The 17,496-nt window shown below is 67.4% G+C and carries 17 protein-coding genes; 10 read left to right on the top strand and 7 right to left on the bottom strand.

The genetic code is table 11. The annotated features are described in order from the left end of the window. Positions 1-41: 41 nt before the first annotated feature. The 3 genes from ACTJKY_RS13165 to ACTJKY_RS13155 all read right to left on the bottom strand — a co-directional run bounded on the left by ACTJKY_RS13165 (position 42) and on the right by ACTJKY_RS13155 (position 1,751). A complete protein-coding gene (locus tag ACTJKY_RS13165; RefSeq protein ID WP_440846598.1) occupies positions 42-488 on the bottom strand; it encodes a MarR family winged helix-turn-helix transcriptional regulator in 447 nt (148 codons plus the stop codon). A 239-nt stretch (positions 489-727) separates the two neighbouring features. Further along, entirely contained in the window at positions 728-1,495 is a 768-nt protein-coding gene (locus tag ACTJKY_RS13160; RefSeq protein ID WP_440846848.1) for a prepilin peptidase, read from the bottom strand. Continuing rightward, the gene (locus ACTJKY_RS13155) at positions 1,491-1,751 is read right to left on the bottom strand and encodes a hypothetical protein (RefSeq protein WP_440846597.1); all 261 of its coding nucleotides are present in this window, start codon (positions 1,749-1,751) and stop codon (positions 1,491-1,493) included. The genes ACTJKY_RS13160 and ACTJKY_RS13155 overlap by 5 nt, the downstream gene beginning before the upstream one ends. An 89-nt stretch (positions 1,752-1,840) precedes the next feature. On the opposite strand from ACTJKY_RS13155, the gene ACTJKY_RS13150 reads away from it, so the two are divergent. After that, entirely contained in the window at positions 1,841-3,028 is a 1,188-nt protein-coding gene (locus tag ACTJKY_RS13150) for an acetyl-CoA C-acyltransferase (RefSeq protein ID WP_440846596.1), read from the top strand. A gap of 50 nt (positions 3,029-3,078) precedes the next feature. Here the strand turns inward: ACTJKY_RS13150 and ACTJKY_RS13145 are convergent, their stop codons facing one another. Next, positions 3,079-3,561, bottom strand: coding sequence for an SH3 domain-containing protein (locus ACTJKY_RS13145; protein ID WP_440846595.1), 483 nt, complete (start codon positions 3,559-3,561; stop codon positions 3,079-3,081). Between the two features lie 73 nt (positions 3,562-3,634). Between ACTJKY_RS13145 and ACTJKY_RS13140 the strand changes: the two genes are divergently transcribed. Next, positions 3,635-4,633, top strand: a complete 999-nt coding sequence (locus ACTJKY_RS13140) for a 2-hydroxyacid dehydrogenase (RefSeq protein WP_440846594.1) — start codon at positions 3,635-3,637, stop codon at positions 4,631-4,633. 51 nt (positions 4,634-4,684) lie between these two features. Here ACTJKY_RS13140 and ACTJKY_RS13135 read toward each other — a convergent pair whose 3' ends face one another. From ACTJKY_RS13135 to ACTJKY_RS13125, 3 genes are all read right to left on the bottom strand, one after another. Next, the gene (locus ACTJKY_RS13135) at positions 4,685-6,088 is read right to left on the bottom strand and encodes an NAD(P)H-dependent flavin oxidoreductase (protein ID WP_440846593.1); all 1,404 of its coding nucleotides are present in this window, start codon (positions 6,086-6,088) and stop codon (positions 4,685-4,687) included. Positions 6,089-6,178: 90 nt separating this feature from the next. Beyond that, positions 6,179-7,312 (bottom strand): glycosyltransferase, encoded by a 1,134-nt coding sequence (locus tag ACTJKY_RS13130; RefSeq protein WP_440846592.1) that lies wholly within the window; start codon positions 7,310-7,312, stop codon positions 6,179-6,181. 59 nt (positions 7,313-7,371) lie between these two features. Next, on the bottom strand, positions 7,372-8,238 hold the full coding sequence (locus ACTJKY_RS13125; protein ID WP_440846591.1) for an alpha/beta fold hydrolase: 867 nt from the start codon (positions 8,236-8,238) through the stop codon (positions 7,372-7,374). A gap of 18 nt (positions 8,239-8,256) precedes the next feature. Between ACTJKY_RS13125 and ACTJKY_RS13120 the strand changes: the two genes are divergently transcribed. The 8 genes from ACTJKY_RS13120 (at position 8,257) to ACTJKY_RS13085 (ending at position 16,814) form a co-directional block, all read left to right on the top strand. Beyond that, positions 8,257-9,606 carry a protein adenylyltransferase SelO family protein gene (locus ACTJKY_RS13120; protein WP_440846590.1) on the top strand — a complete coding sequence of 450 codons (1,350 nt, stop codon included), beginning with the start codon at positions 8,257-8,259 and terminating at the stop codon, positions 9,604-9,606. 61 nt (positions 9,607-9,667) lie between these two features. Then, positions 9,668-11,083, top strand: a complete 1,416-nt coding sequence (astD, locus tag ACTJKY_RS13115) for a succinylglutamate-semialdehyde dehydrogenase (protein WP_440846589.1) — start codon at positions 9,668-9,670, stop codon at positions 11,081-11,083. A gap of 91 nt (positions 11,084-11,174) precedes the next feature. Further along, on the top strand, positions 11,175-12,116 hold the full coding sequence (locus tag ACTJKY_RS13110; protein ID WP_440846588.1) for a PilZ domain-containing protein: 942 nt from the start codon (positions 11,175-11,177) through the stop codon (positions 12,114-12,116). Positions 12,117-12,157: 41 nt separating this feature from the next. Beyond that, positions 12,158-13,339 (top strand): molybdopterin molybdotransferase MoeA, encoded by a 1,182-nt coding sequence (locus tag ACTJKY_RS13105; protein WP_440846587.1) that lies wholly within the window; start codon positions 12,158-12,160, stop codon positions 13,337-13,339. Between the two features lie 58 nt (positions 13,340-13,397). Beyond that, positions 13,398-14,075, top strand: a complete 678-nt coding sequence (gene lexA, locus ACTJKY_RS13100; RefSeq protein ID WP_440846586.1) for a transcriptional repressor LexA — start codon at positions 13,398-13,400, stop codon at positions 14,073-14,075. Positions 14,076-14,254: 179 nt separating this feature from the next. Beyond that, a complete protein-coding gene (locus ACTJKY_RS13095; RefSeq protein WP_440846585.1) occupies positions 14,255-15,223 on the top strand; it encodes a hypothetical protein in 969 nt (322 codons plus the stop codon). Between the two features lie 259 nt (positions 15,224-15,482). Beyond that, on the top strand, positions 15,483-15,617 hold the full coding sequence (locus ACTJKY_RS13090) for a LexA family protein (RefSeq protein ID WP_440846584.1): 135 nt from the start codon (positions 15,483-15,485) through the stop codon (positions 15,615-15,617). Positions 15,618-15,902: 285 nt separating this feature from the next. Beyond that, the gene (locus ACTJKY_RS13085; RefSeq protein WP_440846583.1) at positions 15,903-16,814 is read left to right on the top strand and encodes a hypothetical protein; all 912 of its coding nucleotides are present in this window, start codon (positions 15,903-15,905) and stop codon (positions 16,812-16,814) included. Positions 16,815-17,496: the final 682 nt, after the last annotated feature.

The following is a 17,496-nucleotide window of genomic DNA, read 5'->3' as shown; positions in this document are numbered from 1 at the left end:
CGCAAGGTTCGAGCATCTTGCCAGGCGGCACATCGGCGCGATCACCCGCCGTCGAACGCGGTTGCGGCCGCCTCGATTCGGTCGAGCATCGCTGCCAGCTGCGCCTTTTCCGCCTCGGAAAAACTGGCGAACAGCCGCCGCTCCAGCTCGAGGGCCTTGGGGGCGACCTGCTCGTACAACTGCCAGCCCGCCGGCGTAAGCGCGACCAGGTGCGAGCGCTGGTCGATCGGATTTGCCGCCCGTGCGATCAGGCCGCGCTCGACCAGGCCGATCGCCGCGCGACTTACCGTCACCTTGTCCATGCGAGTCCGGCCGCACAGCGCCTGCTGGCTCATCGCCCCGCCCTCGGCCAGCACGGCGACGAGACGCCACTCCGGAATGCGCAATCCGAAAAGGTTTCGGTAGGCAGTGGCCACGGCGTCCGAAACCGCATTGGAGGCGATCGACATTCGGTAGGGAAGAAAGTCGTTTAATTTCAACGCAGTCATCTATCCCCCTAAGCTCTGGTTAACCTTCACGCACATGACAACGCTGGCAGGTTGCAATTTTTGCAATGATACCGGTAACAGTTCGCACTTGCAGCAGAAGTGCCTGCGGTGCAGAAAGATCGGGCCTTTCAGGCATCCTCTCCTAAGACTTTCAAAGGCCGCCTTCCGGGCGGCCTTTTTTTTGGCCTGCGCGGTACCACCGATCAATGCCGTATCGGTACCCGCTGCAATGTCGCGACCTAGCCCGTGCTGATGGCGGCGGGAAGAAGCTGCGGGACGAGCCACACCGCCCAGGCGCCGATTGCCAGCATCACCCCGAAGGGCAGCCGGTCGCCGCTTCGCACACGCCTGCCCAGCATCAGCATCGCCAGCACCACCGCGAGCCCGATCAGGCTCGCGGCGAGCAGCACCACCGGCAGATTGTCCCAGCCTAGCCAGCAGCCGATCCCCCCGAACAGCTTAGGATCCCCGCCGCCCAGCCCCTGCCGACCCCGCAGCGCCTTGTAGCCGCGCGCTACCAGCCACAGCGCGGCGAAGCCTCCCAACCCGCCGATCAGCTGCGCGGCAAGCGGTGCGCAGATGCCCAGCGCGCCCACGCCGAGCCCGGCGACGGCGAGCGCGGCATTGAGCCCGTTCGGCAGCCAGAATGCCGCAAGATCCAGCGCCGCCAGCGCCAGCAGCAACCATCCGAACACCGCGCCCGCGGCGCCTTCGAGGCCCGGTGCGACGATCCCCGCGATCACGCCGATCGCCAGTCCCACAACCTCGGTCATCCAGTGGCTCGGCGCGATGTGGCCCGCGCAATGACGGCACCGCCCCCGCTGGACGAGATAGCTGAGCACCGGCACCAGCTCGGCCGCGCCCAGCGTGGCGCCGCAGAAATCGCAGGCCGATCGCCCCCGCGCGATGCCCCGCCCCTCCGGCCAGCGGATCGCCAGCGTCGCGATGAAACTGCCGAACACCGCACCCAGCAGACCGAGCAGGATCGGCCAGCCCCAGAGTTCAATCGGTGTCACGCGGCTTTCGCTTGCGGATGAGATAGCGGTACACGCCGAACAGATTGATGCAGAACAGCACCAGATTCTGCGTCCACAGCGGCTCGTCGCTGGTCATCAGCGCGCCGCTGATCCAGCAGATGCTCGATGCCACGAACAGCGCGAAGCCCCAGCCGGTGACGCGCCGCCCCAGATCGAGCGAGACCATGAAGGCCGCGATCATGCCGCTGATCGAGGCTGTCCATTTCAGAATATCGACAAGGTTCACGCACGGCCCCTTCCTGCGGGAGCACGATGGCTTTTGCAAACGACGCACCGCCCCCCTAGATCATCGGCAAACACCCGAGAGGAGCCTTTATGTCCGCCGATCCCATCGTGATCCTGTCCTTTGCCCGCACGCCGATGGGGAGCTTTCAGGGCAGCCTCGCCGACGCCACCGCCACCGATCTCGGCGCGACCGCCGTCGGCGCCGCGGTGGAGCGCGCGGGGCTGAAGGGCGAGGCGATCGAGCGCATCTATATGGGCTGCGTGCTGCCCGCCGGGCTCGGCCAGGCTCCTGCCCGCCAAGCTGCGCTCAAGGCCGGGCTGCCCCAGCACATCGAAGCGACGACGATCAACAAGATGTGCGGATCGGGCATGCAGGCGACGATCATGGCCGCCGAGGTGCTCGCCGCGGGCTCGGTCGACCTGCTGATCGCCGGCGGCATGGAGAGCATGACCAACGCGCCCTATCTCTCGATGCGTCACCGCAGCGGCGCGCGGATCGGGCATGACGTGCTCAAGGATCACATGTTCCTCGACGGTCTGGAAGACGCCTATGAACCCGGCCGGCTGATGGGCAGCTTCGCCGAGGAGACGGCGAAGGAATATCAGTTCACCCGCGAGGCGCAGGACGCCTTCGCCATCGCCAGCCTGGAGCGCGCCAAGGCGGCGCAGACCAGCGGCGCCTTCGATCGCGAGATCGTCCCCGTTGAGCTGCAGGGCCGCAAGGGCGTGGTAACGGTGGCGCTCGACGAGCAGCCGACCAAGGCCGATCCCGCCAAGATCCCGACGCTCAAGCCTGCCTTCGCCAAGGACGGCACGATCACCGCAGCGAACGCCTCGTCGATCTCGGACGGCGCGGCGGCGCTGGTGCTGGCACGCGCCTCGGTTGCCGAGAAGCTGGGGCTGACGCCGATCGCACGGATCGTCTCGCATGCGGCCCATGCCCATGCGCCCGCACGCTTCACCACCGCACCGGTGTTCGCGATGCGCAAGGCGCTGGAGAAGGCGGGCTGGGAAACCGGCGACGTCGACCTGTTCGAGGTCAACGAAGCCTTTGCCTGCGTGACGATGATCGCGATGCAGGAACTAGGCTTAAGCCATGACGCCGTGAACGTGCATGGCGGCGCCTGCGCGCTCGGCCATCCCATCGGCGCAAGCGGCGCGCGGGTGCTGGCGACGCTCCTGTCCGCGCTGGAGACCAAGGGCCAGAAGCGCGGGCTGGCCTCGCTGTGCATCGGCGGCGGCGAAGCCACCGCGGTGGCGGTGGAACTGATGGATTGAGTGCCGAACATTAAGCCCCTCCCCTGAGGGGAGGGGCTTAAGAGTCGCATTCACCGAACCGTCTCGCCAGGATCGGTCCCCCAGATCCGCGCCTGCTCGACATAGCCGGCGCGCCCTGTGGCATCGAACCAGCACCAGCCGCCGCTGCACGCGCTGATTTTGCCGACCACCCCCGGTGCCGCACGCCAGCTGATGTGCGAATCGCCCGAGGGGCTGCTGTGCAGCTCGGCGATGCCGCCGGCGACGATCGCGGTGCGCTTGTCGTCGAGCAAATTGGCCTGCATCCAGCCCTCCGCGCCATCGGGATCGCGCACCTTCACCCAGGCGCCATAGCTGGCGACGACTTTCACCGGCAGCCCGCGCCGCTGGTAGAACCAGTTGGTGGGATAGTTGCGCCCAGGCCCGGTGCGCATCCGCGCCTTGCTCGCCTTGAGCGAGGCATAATAAGGCGGCTTGCGCTCCGCATGCGCGGGGGTGGCCAGGGCGACGAGCGCCAGGGCCGAAAGTCCGATCGAGAAACGCCGCTGCTGCATGCGCCGTCTATCGTCCAGCGCGCGGCGCGCTTCAACCGTTGACTGTATCGGCGCCACCGGCCAATCCTTTGCCATGGCCGATCCCAAGCGACCGTCCCGCCCCCGGGTGATCCTCACCCGCGCGCTGCCGCAAGCCAGCGAGGCGCGGATGGCGGCGCTGTTCGACTCGGTCCCCAATCCCGAGGACGCGCCGATGGACGCCGCCGCGCTCGCCGCCGCCATGGCGGATGCGGACGTGCTGGTCCCCACCGTCACCGATCGCATCACGGCGGAGCTGCTCGCCACCGCGCCCGATAGGCTGCGGCTGATCGCCAATTACGGCGCCGGCGTCGGCCATATCGACCTGAAGGCGGCGCGGGCGCGCAACATCATCGTCACCAATACGCCCGGCGTGCTGACCGACGACACCGCCGACATGGCGATGGCGCTGATCCTCGCGGTGCCGCGGCGGTTGGTCGAGGGCGACAAGCTGGTCCGCTCGGGCGCCTGGCGCGGCTGGAGCCCGACCAGCATGCGCGGCCACCGGATCGGCGGGCGCAAGCTCGGCATCCTCGGCATGGGCCGAATCGGGCAGGCGGTGGCACAGCGCGCACGGGCGTTCGGGCTGCAGATCCATTATCACGGGCGGCACCGCGTGCACGAGGTGCTCGAGCATCAGCTGGGCGCCACCTATCACGACGATCTCGATGCGATGCTGGGAGCGATCGACATCCTGACGATCCACACCCCGCATACCGCCACCACCAACGGACTGATCGATGCGCGACGGTTGGATCTGCTCGGGCCCGACGCGTGGCTGGTCAACACCGCGCGGGGCGAGATCGTCGATCCGGAAGCGCTGGTGACGGCGCTGCAGGAACGCCGCATCGCCGGGGCCGGGCTCGACGTCTATGTCAACGAGCCCAGGGTCGATCCGCGGTTGATCGCGCTGGAGAATGTCGTGCTGCTGCCGCACCTCGGCTCGGCGACCTTTGAGGCGCGAGAGGCGATGGGGATGAAGGTCATCGCCAATATCCGCAGCTGGTTCGATGGGCACAGGCCGCCGGACCAAGTGTTCGAGGGGTGGTTGTAATCTACTATTTCTAAGCCCCTCCCCCAAGGAGGAGGGGCTAGGAAGTGTTCCTCAATCCCCGGTCAGGATCCGATCGACCAGCTGCTTCACCGTCGGCACGAACCCGTTCGAATAGAAGGGATCGCGCTTGAAGTTGTACGCGGCGTGGCCGGCAAACATCAGGTTTTGGTCGGTATCGCCGCCATGGGCGATGTCCTGCAACGTCTTCTGGATGCAGAAGCTGCGCGGGTCGGCCAGGCGACCGGTCGAGTTGGTCTCGGTATCCGCCCAGGACGAGAACTGGCACTGGCTGAGGCAGCCCATGCAGTCGGCCTGGTCCTTGCGGATGATCTGCTGGTCCTCGGACGTCACGAACACCAGCGTGTTGTCCGGCGTCTTGAGCGCGCTGGTGAAGCCCAGGCCGTGCCATTCGCGGGCGCGCAGCAGGTCGTTGCGCGTGACCCAGAAATTCTTGCCCTTCACGCCCACGTCGAGCTGGAAGGTGTGATCGCCCGCCGCCTCGGTGGAATAGGGAATCTGGCGCTCGCTGCGCGCTTCCAGATGGCGCAGGAACGGATTGCGCACCGCGCTGGAATAGAAGCCGGTCGGCGAGAAGCGGTGCAGCAGCACGTCGCCTTCCTCGATCTCCATCAGCTTGGCCTTCCAGCCATCGGGGATCGGGCTTTCCTTCGTGAGCAGCGGACGCGTGCCGAACTGAAAGGCGATCGCGCCCAGCTCGGGATTGTCGATCCAGTCGTTCCAGTCGCGCAGGTACCAGACGCCGCCGGCCATCACGATCGGCACGCTGTCCGGCAGCCCGCCTTCGCGCATCACCTCGCGCAGTGCCTTGACGCGCGGATAGGGATCCTGCGGCGCGCGCGGGTCCTCGGCGTTGGACAGGCCGTTATGGCCGCCGGCGAGCCAGGGATCCTCATAGACCACCGCCGCCAGCCATTCCTGCGCCTTGGAATAGGCCCGCTTCCACAGCGCGCGGAAGGCGCGGCCCGAGCTGACGATCGGCAGGTAGCTCACCTCGTGGTGCGCCGCAATCTCGCTGAGCTTGTAGGGCATGCCCGCGCCGCAGGTGACGCCCGCCACCATGCCCTTGGTCCGCTCCAGCACTCCCTGGAGGACGCGCTGCGCGCCGCCCATTTCCCAAAGCACGTTGATGTTGATCGCGCCCTTGCCGCCGGCAATCTCGAAGGCGCGCTTCACCTGCTCGACCGCGCCCTCGATGGCGTATTGGATCAGCTCTTCATGGCGCTCGCGGCGCGTGAGGGCACGGTAGATCTGCGGGATGATCTTGCCATCCGCATCATAGCTGTCGGCGTTGACCGCGCTGACCGTGCCGATGCCGCCGGCGGCCGCCCAGGCCCCCGCGCTCGCATGGTTGGTCGCTGCGACGCCCTTCCCACCCTCGACCAGCGGCCAGACTTCACGGCCGTTATAGCTGATGGGCGAAAGACCCTTGAACACATTGCCTCCACAAAAATTGCCGCGCGACGCTAGCCGGATTGGCTGCGACAAGCGAGTAACAAATCAACGCCGCCCGGTCTCGGCCCGGTCTCAGCCCAGCGCGCCCGGCCGCCCCATCGCCTGGGAATAGAGCCGCGCATAGGCCGAAACCATCTCGGCCTCGTCATACAACGCCGCAACCCGCAGCCGGTTCGCCTCGCCCAGCCGCTTCCGTTCGTCCGGATGCTGCGCCAGGATATCGAGCCGATCCCGCAGCGACACTTCGGTGCGATCCGCCGAAAGATACGTGTGATTGGGCTCGGACACCATTGCCGCAATATCCCCTACCTGCGGCGCGACGATCGGCAGCCCCGCCGCCATCGCCTCCAGCACCGAAACCGGTGCCTGCTCGCTCTTGGACGAGAGAGCGAAGATGTCGAACAGCCCCAAATAGCGATGCGGATTGGCGATGAAGCCGGGCAGGAACACTTGGTCCTCGATCGCCATCGCCTCGGCCTGGTCGAGGATCGCCTGACGCTCGGGCCCCTCGCCCAGGATCACCAGCTTGAAGCGCGAGGACATGCCCGAAGCGGCGCGGACCAGCATCGGCAGGTCCTTGACCGGCCGCAGCCCGGCGAGGCAGCCGATGAACACCTCGCCCTTGCGGCGCTTTTCCAGCATCGGCAGCAGCGAGGGGTCGAGCTGGCCGGTGTAGCGCGCGGTCGGCACGCCATTGGCGATGCGGACCAGGCGCTCGGCCGGCTGCTTCCAGAATTTGGTCGCGACTTGCTCGAGCTTTTCGGATGGGACCACCAGCGCATTGGCCGCAGGCAGCGCCATCCGGCGATACATGTTGCGGACGGTGCTCAGCTTTTCCGCTTCGTCGGCGTTGAACCCGTCCTCATGGTGGATGATCGGCGGCAGGCCCTTGCCGAACACGCGTGCGGCCATCACCCCGTCGATCGCACCCCAATTATAGGTGAGCACCAGGTCGAAGCGCCGCATGAAGCGCGCGATCTGCTCGTAGCGTTTGACAGAGGGCCTGCCGGTGAGCGGCGGCGGATCGAGCGCGATCTCATATTTGATATGCTTGTCGATCGCCTCGCGGGCGCCGAGCTGGTCGGGCATCGCCGAGACGATCGTGTGCCGGGCGCGGTCGCCAAAGGCGTTCATCAGCTGCACCGCCCGCGCTTCCTTGCCGCCGAGCGCGAAGGTCGAATGAAGATGGAGAATGTGGATCGACATGGGGGCCGGGGTGTAGCGGGCGATTGCGGCGGCGTCATCCGTTAGGATGCGGGCGGCTCTCAGGCGATCTTCACCAGCAGCCGCTCGATCCCCGCCACCGCTTCCGGCTCGTCCAGCGTCGGCGCATGGCCTACCCGCGGTACCGTCACCAGCTCGGCGCCCGGTACCCGCGCGACCATCTTCTCGGCCGTTTCGGCGCGCAGGATGTCCGAGCGCTCGCCGCGCACCACCAGTAGCGGGCGGCCGGCAAGCGCGTCGATCGTCGGCCACATGTCCGGTCCGGCTTCATTGCCCGGCACGCGGAACGGCTCGGCGATCTTCATGTCATAGTCGAGGACGATGCGGCCCTGGCTGTTCACTCGGTGGAGCCGCTTGGCCATCGCCAGCCAGTCCTCGATTTCATAGTCCGGATACACGTCTGCGTTCGCCTCGGCGACGCCGCGCGCCGCGTGCATCCAGGTCGGGTACCAGACCTGTTTGCCGACATAGGTGCGGATCCGCGCCAGCCCCGCCGGGTTGAGCTCCGGCCCGACATCGTTGAGCACCGCGCCGGCCAGCTTGCCGCCGTCGGTGGCCGCGAGCAGCATCGTCACGATGCCGCCCAGCGAGGTGCCCACAGCCACGAACTTCTCGATCTTCAGCTCGGCGAGCAGCGCCTCGACATCCTGGAGATAGACCAGCGGCACATAGCTCATCGGGTCCTTGGCATAGGCGCTGTCGCCGCGGCCGCGGAACTCGACGCAGAGCACCCGCCAGTCGCCCGAGAAGCGCTCTGCCAGATCGGCGAAGTCGCGCGCATTGCGGGTGAGGCCCGGGAAGCAGATCAGCGGCGGACGGTCGTCGCGCCCCGGATAATCGCGATAATGCAGCCGCAGGCCGTCTTTCGACCACCAAACGCCATCGGAGTAGTTGCGCCGATCACCCATCGCGCCCCATATCGCCGCATGGCCTTCGCTCCGCAACAGGCGATCCTCGAACTCGGGGATGGCTTCTACGATCCGGTGGCGCCCGCGCGCTTCCCCCAGACGATCCTCCGCTTCCGCAACGACCGCGCCGCCGCGACGGTAGGGCTGGAGGGGCTGAGCGAAGCCGAATGGCTCGCCCATTTCGCCCGGTTCGAGCCGCTCGCGGGCAGCCTCCCCGAGCCGCTGGCGCTGCGCTATCACGGCCACCAGTTCCGCGTGTACAATCCCGAGATCGGCGACGGCCGCGGCTTCCTGTTCGCGCAGATGACCGACGATGCCGGCCGGCTGATGGACCTCGGCACCAAGGGATCGGGCCAGACGCCGTACAGCCGCTTCGGCGATGGCCGGCTGACGCTGAAGGGTGGTGTTCGCGAGATCCTCGCGACCGAGATGCTGGAGGCGCTGGGCGTCGAGACCAGCCGCACCTTCTCGCTGGTCGAAACCGGCGAATCGCTCCATCGCGGCGACGAGCCCTCCCCCACCCGCTCCGCGGTGCTGGTGCGGCTCAACCATGGCCATATCCGCATCGGCATGTTCCAGCGCCTCGCCTATTTCCAGGACGAGGAAGGCCTGCGGAAGCTCACCGCCTATGTGCTGCGCCACTATTTCGGCGAGGACGACGGGCCGGATGCGCCGGAGCGCCTGCTCGCCCATGTCGTCGCCCGCACCGCGCGGCTCGCGGGGCAGTTCATGGCCGCTGGCTTCGTCCACGGGGTGCTCAACAGCGACAATATCAACGTCACCGGCGAGAGCTTCGACTATGGCCCGTGGCGCTTCGCCCCCAGCTGGGCGGCGAACTTCACGGCGGCCTATTTTGACCAGAACGGCCTCTATGCCTTCGGTCGCCAGCCCGAGGCGATCTATTGGGACGTCATGCAGCTCGCCATCTCGCTGCGGCTGATCGCCGAGGAAGCGCCGCTGATCGCCGCGCTCGAAGGCTTTGCCCCCGCCTATCATCGCGCGGAGGCCAAGGCCGTGCTCTGGCGCCTCGGCGTCCAGCCGCGCGACGAAGCGAGCGACCGCGCGCTTACCGAAGCCGTCGAGGTGGCGCTCAACCAGACCGGCACGCTGCTCCACCGTTTCTATTTCGACGCGTTCGGCGGCACCCTGCCCGCAAGCTATGGCGTGGAATTTGACGAGGTCCGCAGCCGCCTCGCCGACTATCGCCCGCGCAAGGCCCGCGACCATGGCTATTGGCGCGGCGAGCCATGTTCGATGCTGATCGACGAGGTCGAATCGCTGTGGTCCGCCATCGCCGAGCACGACGATTGGGCGCCGCTCTATGCCAAGGTGGCGGCGATCCGCGAGATGGGCGAGGCTCTGGCCTAGCGCCGCGAAATCGGGCAAAGCGATCGTAACAGGGGCAACGAACCAGAAATACAGAAGGCCCATGCCGGACCAGGAACTCCTTTCGACCGAACCCGCAACCGGCGCCGTGCTGTGGCGCCACCCGATCGGGGACGCAGACACCGAAGTTGCCATTGCCCGCGCCAGCTGGGCCGCTTGGGCCGCGCGCCCGCTCGCCGTGCGGATCGAGGCGCTGCGCCGCTTCGCCAATGTCGTGCGACAACGCGCCGATGCCTTTACCGACCTGCTCGCCCGAGAGACGGGCAAGCCGATCTGGGAAGCACGCACCGAGGTCGAGACGGTGATCGCCAAGGTCGACATCTCGGTCACCAGCTATTCGGAGCGTACCGGCCAGCGCCGGATCGAAGCGCCGATGAACACCCGCCTCGCGCTGCGGCACAAGCCGCACGGCGTGCTCGCGGTGCTCGGTCCCTATAACTTCCCGGCGCATCTGCCGAACGGCCACATCGTGCCTGCGCTGCTCGCCGGCAATGCGGTGGTATTCAAGCCTTCCGAAAAGACGCCCGCCAGCGGCGCCTTTCTCGTCGAGTGCTTCCATGCCGCGGGCATCCCCGAAGGCTGTATCCGCCTGCTGATCGGCGGGCCGGACCAGGGCAAGGCGCTGGCCAGCCATCCCGATATCGACGGGCTCCTCTTCACCGGCTCGGCGAACACCGGCATCGCGCTCAACCGACAGTTCGCCGCGCGGCCGGAGAAGATCCTCGCGCTGGAGATGGGCGGCAACAACCCGATCCTCGTCTGGAATACGCCGGACCTCTACTCGGCCGCAGTGCTGGTGGTGCAGTCCGCCTTCACCACCGCCGGCCAGCGCTGCACCGCCGCGCGCCGGCTGATCGTCGACGAGAAACTGTTCGAGCCGCTGATGGCCGAGCTCAACAAGCTGATTGGCCGCCTGATCATCGGCGAGCCGCACGCCGATCCCCAGCCCTTCATGGGCCCGGTGATCGACAACAACACCGCCGACATGCTCACCGAAAGTTTCCTGACGCTCTCCACCATGGGCGGCCGCCCGCTGCGCCACATGGAGCGGCTGATCGAGAACCGCCCCTTCCTCACCCCCGGCGTGGTCGACATGACCGAGGCGCGCGAGAAGGTGGATGTCGAGCTGTTCGGCCCGATCCTCCAGGTGTTCCGCAAGACGAGCTTCGAGGACGCGATCGCCGAAGCGAACGACACCCGCTACGGCCTGTCCGCCAGCCTGGTGAGCCAGGACCCGCGGCTCTACGACCAGTTCTGGGCGAACATCCGCGCGGGCATCGTCAACTGGAACAAGCCGACCAACGGTGCCTCTTCGGCCGCGCCGTTCGGCGGCGTCGGCTGGTCGGGCAACCACCGGCCCAGCGCCTATTATGCGGCGGACTATTGCGCCTATCCGGTCGTCTCCTCGGAATCCGAGCAGGCGCGCGCCGCCATGGGCGTGGGGCTGCGCGACGCCTGAGCCCCTGCGTTAGGCTTTTCGCAACCCTGCCGCTTAACCGCGGTTTCAGGGCCCGGCGCGCATGCTGTTCCCCTTGGGACGGAACGACAGCATGGATACGGGGCGAACGTCCGCGACGATCTTCAGCCTGACGCACGACCTGCCCGCACCGCGCGCGCCCAGCGCCGCGGCGGCGGACGGGCTCGATGCAGGCCAACTCGCCTGGGGCGGCGAACTGCTCGACTGCGGCATCCACTGGATCGGCCGGGCCGGCGCCCGGCTGCGCGTCGAGCACGCGCTGGCCGAAGCGGTGCCGGTCCGGCTGCACCTCGGGACCGCTGAGCCGCTGATCGGGCGCACGCTCTGGTCGGACGGCGCCGAGGCGGGGCTCACCTTCGACGCGCCGGTGGACGTGCTGGGGATGGTCGCGCGCAACCTCGCCCGCGCCACCGCCGAGCGCCGCCGCCTGCCGCGCATCGAGCTGCGCCACACCGTCGGCGTGCATCGCGGCGGCGAGGTCGAGCAGCTGCGCACCCGCGACATCTCGCAAGGCGGGGTCGGCGTCGAGGCGCGGGGGCTTGGCGTCGACGAGGCGGTGCAGCTGACCTTCGACGGGCTGCGCCCGCTGGAAGGTACGGTGCGCTGGATCGCGGGCGAGACCGCCGGCATCGTCTTCACCGAGGAGCTGGGCTGGCAGACCCTGTTCCCCTGGCTTCGCGGCATCCAGCAGGCACCCGCCCCACAAGCCGGCGGGAGCGACATCGACGGGCTGCTGCAGGACAAGCTGGCGCTCCGCCTGGACCTGCCCGGAAGGGTACGTGAGGGCGTGGGCTGGTGGAATTGCCGGATCCATGCGCTCACCGCCCTGCAGGTCGAGTTCGAGGCGCGCCAGGCCTTCGCCCCCGGCGCTTCGATTTGGGTAGCGCTGCCCGAGATCGGCGGCGGCCCAGCGCGCGTGGTGCGGGCGCGGCAAGGCCGGACGCTCGCCGAATTCCGCATGCCGCTGCGCGACAGCGACCTGCGCCTGCTCACCGCGAGCCGCCGCACCGGCTGAAGCCGCTTGCATCGCCGCGCGCCCGCGCCCAATCGAGCGGCATGGCACTTCTTCCCATCGCCGAGGCCCAGGCGCGGCTGCTCGCGCTCGCCGGCCCCACGCCTGTCGAGACGGTTCCGCTCGCGGACGCCGTCGGCCGCTGGGCCGCCCAGCCGGTGGTCGCCCGCCGCACCCAGCCGGAGACCGATCTTTCGGCGATGGACGGCTATGCGATCCGCTTCGCCGACCTGCCCGGGCCGTGGACCGTGATCGGTGAAAGTGCGGCGGGCTCGGGCTTCGCAGGCACGATTGCGCCGGGAGAAACGGTGCGGATCTTCACCGGCGCGCCGATGCCAGCGGGCTCGGACACGGTGCTCGTCCAGGAAGAGGCCGCGCGCGACGGCGATCGGCTAAGTCTCGCTGGCGAAGGCCCGCCCTATCTCGGCCGCAACACCCGCCGCCGGGGGCTCGACTTCGCGGAGGGCGACGCGCTGATCGCGGCGGGCGAGCGGCTCACGCCCGCGCGGATCGCGCTGGCGGCGATCGGCGGCCATGCGGCGCTGCCCGTCCGCCGCAAGGTCCGCGTCGCGATCGCCGCGACCGGCGACGAACTGGTGACGCCGGGTACGCCTGTCGGCCCAGCCCAGCTTCCCGAATCGAACCGCACCATGCTCGCCGCGCAGCTCGCCGATCTGCCGGTCGAGATCGTCGATCTCGGCATCCTGCCCGACGATCTGGGGGCCCTCACCCATGCCTTCGCCACCGTCGAGGCCGATCTGCTGATCACCAGCGGCGGCGCATCGGTGGGCGATCACGACCTCGTCCGGCCCGCGCTCGAAGCCGCCGGCGCGACGATCGACTTCTGGCGGATCGCCCTCCGCCCGGGCAAGCCGATGATGGCCGGCACGCGCGGCGACATGGTCGTGCTGGGCTTGCCGGGCAATCCGGTGTCGGTGTTCGTCACCGCGCTGCTCTTCGCCAAGCCCTTGATCGCGCATTGTTCCGGCGCCGCCGACCCATTCCCGCGAGGGCGCACGGCGATCCTCGGCGAGACGCTGCCGGCCAATGGCCCGCGCACCGATTACCTGCGCGCCGTGCTGATCGACGGGCGCGTCCATGCCTCGGCGATCCAGGACAGTTCGATGCTCCGCACGCTAGCCCGCAGCACCTGCCTGATCGTGCGCGAACCCCATGCGCCGCCTGCAAATAGCTCCGGCTCGGTGGAAATCCTCGACATCGCTTGACAGCACCCCGGAACATTGCATAAACGTTCCCAGTCTGTTCTGGACCCCGGAGGATTGGATGCTCACGCGCAAGCAGCACGAGCTGATCTGCTTCATTTCCGACCGTCTTGCCGAGACGGGCGTATCGCCCTCGTTCGAGGAAATGAAGGAGGCGCTCGATCTCAAGTCGAAATCGGGCGTGCACCGCCTGATCAGCGCGCTGGAGGAACGCGAGTTCATCCGCCGCCTGCCCAACCGCGCCCGCGCGCTGGAAGTGCTGCGCATGCCCGAACGCGGCGAGCGCAAACCGGCCGCCAAGGCGCCCAAGCCCGCGAGCACCACCGCTGCGCCAGCCTCGCTGCCTGCCCCGGCCAATGACGTGGTGGAGATCCCGCTGCACGGCCGCATCGCCGCCGGCACCCCGATCGAGGCGCTCGAAGGCTCGACCATGTTGCCGGTGCCCGCCGCGCTGCTCGGCGCGGGCGAGCATTATGCGCTCGAAGTCGCGGGCGACTCGATGGTCGAAGCCGGCATTCTCGACGGCGACTTTGCGCTGATCCGCCGCACCGAGACCGCGCGGGACGGCGAGATCGTCGTCGCACTGATCGACGATGCCGAGGCGACGTTGAAGTATTTCCGCAAGGAAGGCGCGATGGTCCGGCTCGATCCGGCCAATCGCGACTATAGCCCGCAGCGCTACCGCCCCGATCAAGTGCGGGTGCAGGGCCGGTTGGCCGGATTGCTGCGCCGCTACTGATGGGTTGGGCGAGGACGAGGCGACACGAGGCACCAGTAGCGCTTCGCCTTGCGCTTCGTCCATTCCCTGTCCGTCCAGCCTCGCGCACTTTGGCCGTCGATCGCGTGGTTTTACTTCTACGCCTCCAATACTACTTCTACGCCCCCGATATTTATGGCACGGTCTGCACATAAGAAGTTATGGAGCGCGGACGTATGCGTGGACATCTTCTGGTGGCGGCGGCGGGCCTGCTGTTTCCCGGCGTGGCTATAGCGCAGCAGAGCGCCTCCCCTCCTCAGGGTGCGACGCAGCCGCCGGCATCGCCGGTCGCACCGGATACGCCCGACCCCGCACAAGGCCGCAAGGCGCCTGCCGGCCCCACCGATCCCATCGTCGTCACCGGACGCAAGCCTGCTTCCAGGAAGGAAATCAGCGCGCTGGTGCATGCGATCACGCCGCCCAGCCCCAACGACGCACCGCTGGCACGCTTTCATGACGCCGTCTGCTTTGGCAGCGTCGGGCTAGAGCGCTCCGTCCTCGAGATGATCGGCTACCGCCTGGCGGCAGATGCCGAACAGGCAGGGCTGAAACTCGCGGGCGATGGATGCACGCCCAACATCCTCGTCGTCTTCACCGACGGCGTATCGGCGGGGGTCGACACCCTCGTGCGACGCAAATGGTGGATCTTCGGGGATCGTACGCCGTCGGAGATTCGCACCATCGTCGGCGAGACCGGTCCCGTGCGTGCGTGGAGCAACAGCGAGGTCCTCAGCCGCGATGGCGAGCACATCAACAAGGGCGGCTTTTTGAACGTCCCGATTGCCTCCAGGCTGGTCTCGCCCACCCGCAACGACATGCTGGCGTCGATCGTTCTGGTCGAGCGCTCGGCCGTGATTGGCAAAACCAGCAACCAGATCGCCGATTATCTGGCGATGCGCACCCTGGGCGGCGCCCGCCCCCGCGCCAGCGGGCCGACGGAGACGATCCTCTCCCTATTCGACGGGAATGCCAATCGCGTGCCAGGCGAACTCACCGCCTTCGACCGCGGCTATCTGCGCGGCCTCTACGCCGGACAGGCCAATGCCTTTGCATGGAGCACGCGCGGGTTGATCGTCCAGCGCGTCCTCAAGGAGCAACAAGCGGATCCCCCGCCGTCTGCCGAACACTGACGCTGCTAACGGCGCGATCATCGGGTCATCACGCATCGGACAGCCGATCCCGTCGAGTTATCCATCGGGCATTCATGGGCAACGGCCTTGTGCTTGTGCGGGCCTTCGGTGGCGCCGATTGCCCAGCCCGATTCCGCACGCCCAGAACGTCTGCCGCCAAGACGCCAAGCCCGTTGAGCACCATCGTCGCCCCCGCCTGGCTGCCTTGTTCGGCCAACGACATAGTCGAAATCCCGCTGCTCGGTGGGGCGAGCATTATGTGTTCGAAGTCGCGGGCGACTGGAGGGGCGAAGCCGGCAATCTCGACGGCGATCATGCGCTGATCCGCCGCACCGAGACCGCGCGGGACGGGGAGATCGTCGCCGCACGGACCGACGATGCCGAGGTCCGCTGAAGTATTCTGCAAGGAAGGCTCGACGGTCCAGCTTGACCCGGCCAATCGCGACTACACCGCGCAACGCTACCGCCCTGATCAGATGCGCGTTCAGCGCCTTGCTGGACTACAGCGGCAATACTGAGCCCTGAGCCAAGCAACCGATATGCTTTTTGCAGGCGAGCGCGAGACCGAGGGGCAGCATCATCACGGTTTCTGTTCCCGAATGAGCGCGCTTGTCACATGATTGCCTTGTGTTCAGGATCGGGGAGGGATTCAATGCGTGCGTGGTTGGTTGGCAGGTTCATGGCTCTTCTCCTGCCAGGCGGGGTGGCCGCGCAGCAGAGCCTGCCCTCCACTTCGCCCTCGTCGCAAGCGATGCCGGGCGCGATAACGGCCGAGCAGGACATGCCGGACACGACTGCCGCGCCTCCCGCAGGGGCGGCCAAGCAGGATCCGATCATCGTCATGGGCAGGCAGGCGCCCGACCCGGAGACCGTGCGATCGCTCAGCCGCGCCATCACCCCAAATGTCGCACCGGACGACCCACTGGCCCGGTTCAACGAGCCCGTCTGCTTCATCACCTCCGGCCTTGCGCAGGCCACGCTCGAGCAGATCGGCGATCGGCTTGCGGCGGATGCGGAACAGGCCGGCCTCCGGCTCGCTGGCGCCGGATGCCACCCCAATGTCGCAATATTGTTCGTCAACGGCGTCGAGGCCACGCTGAAACGACTGGAGCACGATCGCGCTGTGCTGTTTGGCACGCGCAAGCCTGCCGATCTTCACGATCTCTCCCGCCAGCCAGGGCCGGTACGTGCGTGGAACAACATACGGATGGTGCAGGTGCCGCTCAACGAGGGCTCTCGTCTGGTTTCCGATGTCCGGATGGACATCGTCAACGCGATAGTGCTGGTCGAGCGGTCGGCCGTTGTCGGCAGAACGACGAACCAGATCGCCGATTATGCGGTGATGCGCGCACTCGCAGTCATTCGGCCGCGGCGGGCTATCGGTCGCGACACAATCCTTTCGCTCTTCGATACGGCCGGGTCGCCTCCGGCGGAAATGACGGTCTTCGATCGCGGCTATCTGCGCGGACTCTACAACGGCGCCGGCAATCAGCTTGCGAATGTCCAACAAGGCCGGATCGTGCAGGGCATCGTCAATCAGACGAACGTCCACACCAAGACGAACGTCTCCGCGGACACCTCGGCCCACTGAAGCTCGATGCACTTCCCAGCCGTTTGCTCCCCGTCGAACGCCTTCTGCGCCGTATCCATCCGATGACCGGATCGACGAATGCCCGGTATCGCCCACTATCTGCTTGGCACGCGTGGCGATGAGGCTGCCTTCATGGTCTCGATGGGGCATGGTTGATCGGGAGGATTTTCGCGTCGCCGCGCATGAAGCCCAAATTCTCGGCGTCCGCAGCAATCAGCCGCGCATCTTCTCTTAAATACTCAGTGGCTAGTGCTATGCTGGCCTATCGCAACCCTCGTCCGCATGTTCGGCGTCGATGGCATAGTCTCCGTATGTCGGGGAGAAGGACAGCATAGTGCGCATCTTGCTCTGTTCCTTGATAGCAATTGTACTGATGTCCCCTCCAGCACGCGCACAGCAAGAACGCGAACCTGACGAGCGAGGCGCAACGTCTACAGAGCACGGACACCAGAGCGCCGCTGCCCCATCTCAAGCGCTGCCCTCGCCCGGTGATCCTATTGTCGGTACCGCTCGCCGATTGCCTGCCAGGGCGGAAATCCCCGCAGTGGCGCGATCGATCATGCCCTATGCTCCCTCGAACGAGCCCATCGCGCGCTTTCGAGATTCCGTCTGTTTTGTCGGCGCGGGGCTGGACCGCGCCGTCCTGGAAGACCTTGGCAATCGGCTCGCGCTCGACGCCGAA

Origin of the sequence: Sphingomonas sp. 22176, assembly GCF_052045505.1 — a bacterium.
Lineage (GTDB): Bacteria > Pseudomonadota > Alphaproteobacteria > Sphingomonadales > Sphingomonadaceae > Sphingomonas.
Note: the sequence above shows the minus strand (reverse complement) of the source record. Positions and strands in the feature narration are given on the sequence as shown.

Bases quoted from the DNA above. Each gene is read 5' to 3' on its own strand.
- ACTJKY_RS13165 (WP_440846598.1), bottom strand. From the start codon at position 488: ATGACTGCGTTGAAATTAAACGACTTTCTTCCCTACCGAATGTCGATC.
- ACTJKY_RS13150 (WP_440846596.1), top strand. From the start codon at position 1,841: ATGTCCGCCGATCCCATCGTGATCCTGTCCTTTGCCCGCACGCCGATG.
- ACTJKY_RS13145 (WP_440846595.1), bottom strand. From the start codon at position 3,561: ATGCAGCAGCGGCGTTTCTCGATCGGACTTTCGGCCCTGGCGCTCGTC.
- ACTJKY_RS13140 (WP_440846594.1), top strand. From the start codon at position 3,635: ATGGCCGATCCCAAGCGACCGTCCCGCCCCCGGGTGATCCTCACCCGC.
- ACTJKY_RS13130 (WP_440846592.1), bottom strand. From the start codon at position 7,312: ATGTCGATCCACATTCTCCATCTTCATTCGACCTTCGCGCTCGGCGGC.
- ACTJKY_RS13125 (WP_440846591.1), bottom strand. From the start codon at position 8,238: ATGGGTGATCGGCGCAACTACTCCGATGGCGTTTGGTGGTCGAAAGAC.
- ACTJKY_RS13120 (WP_440846590.1), top strand. From the start codon at position 8,257: ATGGCCTTCGCTCCGCAACAGGCGATCCTCGAACTCGGGGATGGCTTC.
- astD (WP_440846589.1), top strand. From the start codon at position 9,668: ATGCCGGACCAGGAACTCCTTTCGACCGAACCCGCAACCGGCGCCGTG.
- ACTJKY_RS13110 (WP_440846588.1), top strand. From the start codon at position 11,175: ATGGATACGGGGCGAACGTCCGCGACGATCTTCAGCCTGACGCACGAC.
- ACTJKY_RS13105 (WP_440846587.1), top strand. From the start codon at position 12,158: ATGGCACTTCTTCCCATCGCCGAGGCCCAGGCGCGGCTGCTCGCGCTC.
- lexA (WP_440846586.1), top strand. From the start codon at position 13,398: ATGCTCACGCGCAAGCAGCACGAGCTGATCTGCTTCATTTCCGACCGT.
- ACTJKY_RS13095 (WP_440846585.1), top strand. From the start codon at position 14,255: ATGGAGCGCGGACGTATGCGTGGACATCTTCTGGTGGCGGCGGCGGGC.
- ACTJKY_RS13085 (WP_440846583.1), top strand. From the start codon at position 15,903: ATGGCTCTTCTCCTGCCAGGCGGGGTGGCCGCGCAGCAGAGCCTGCCC.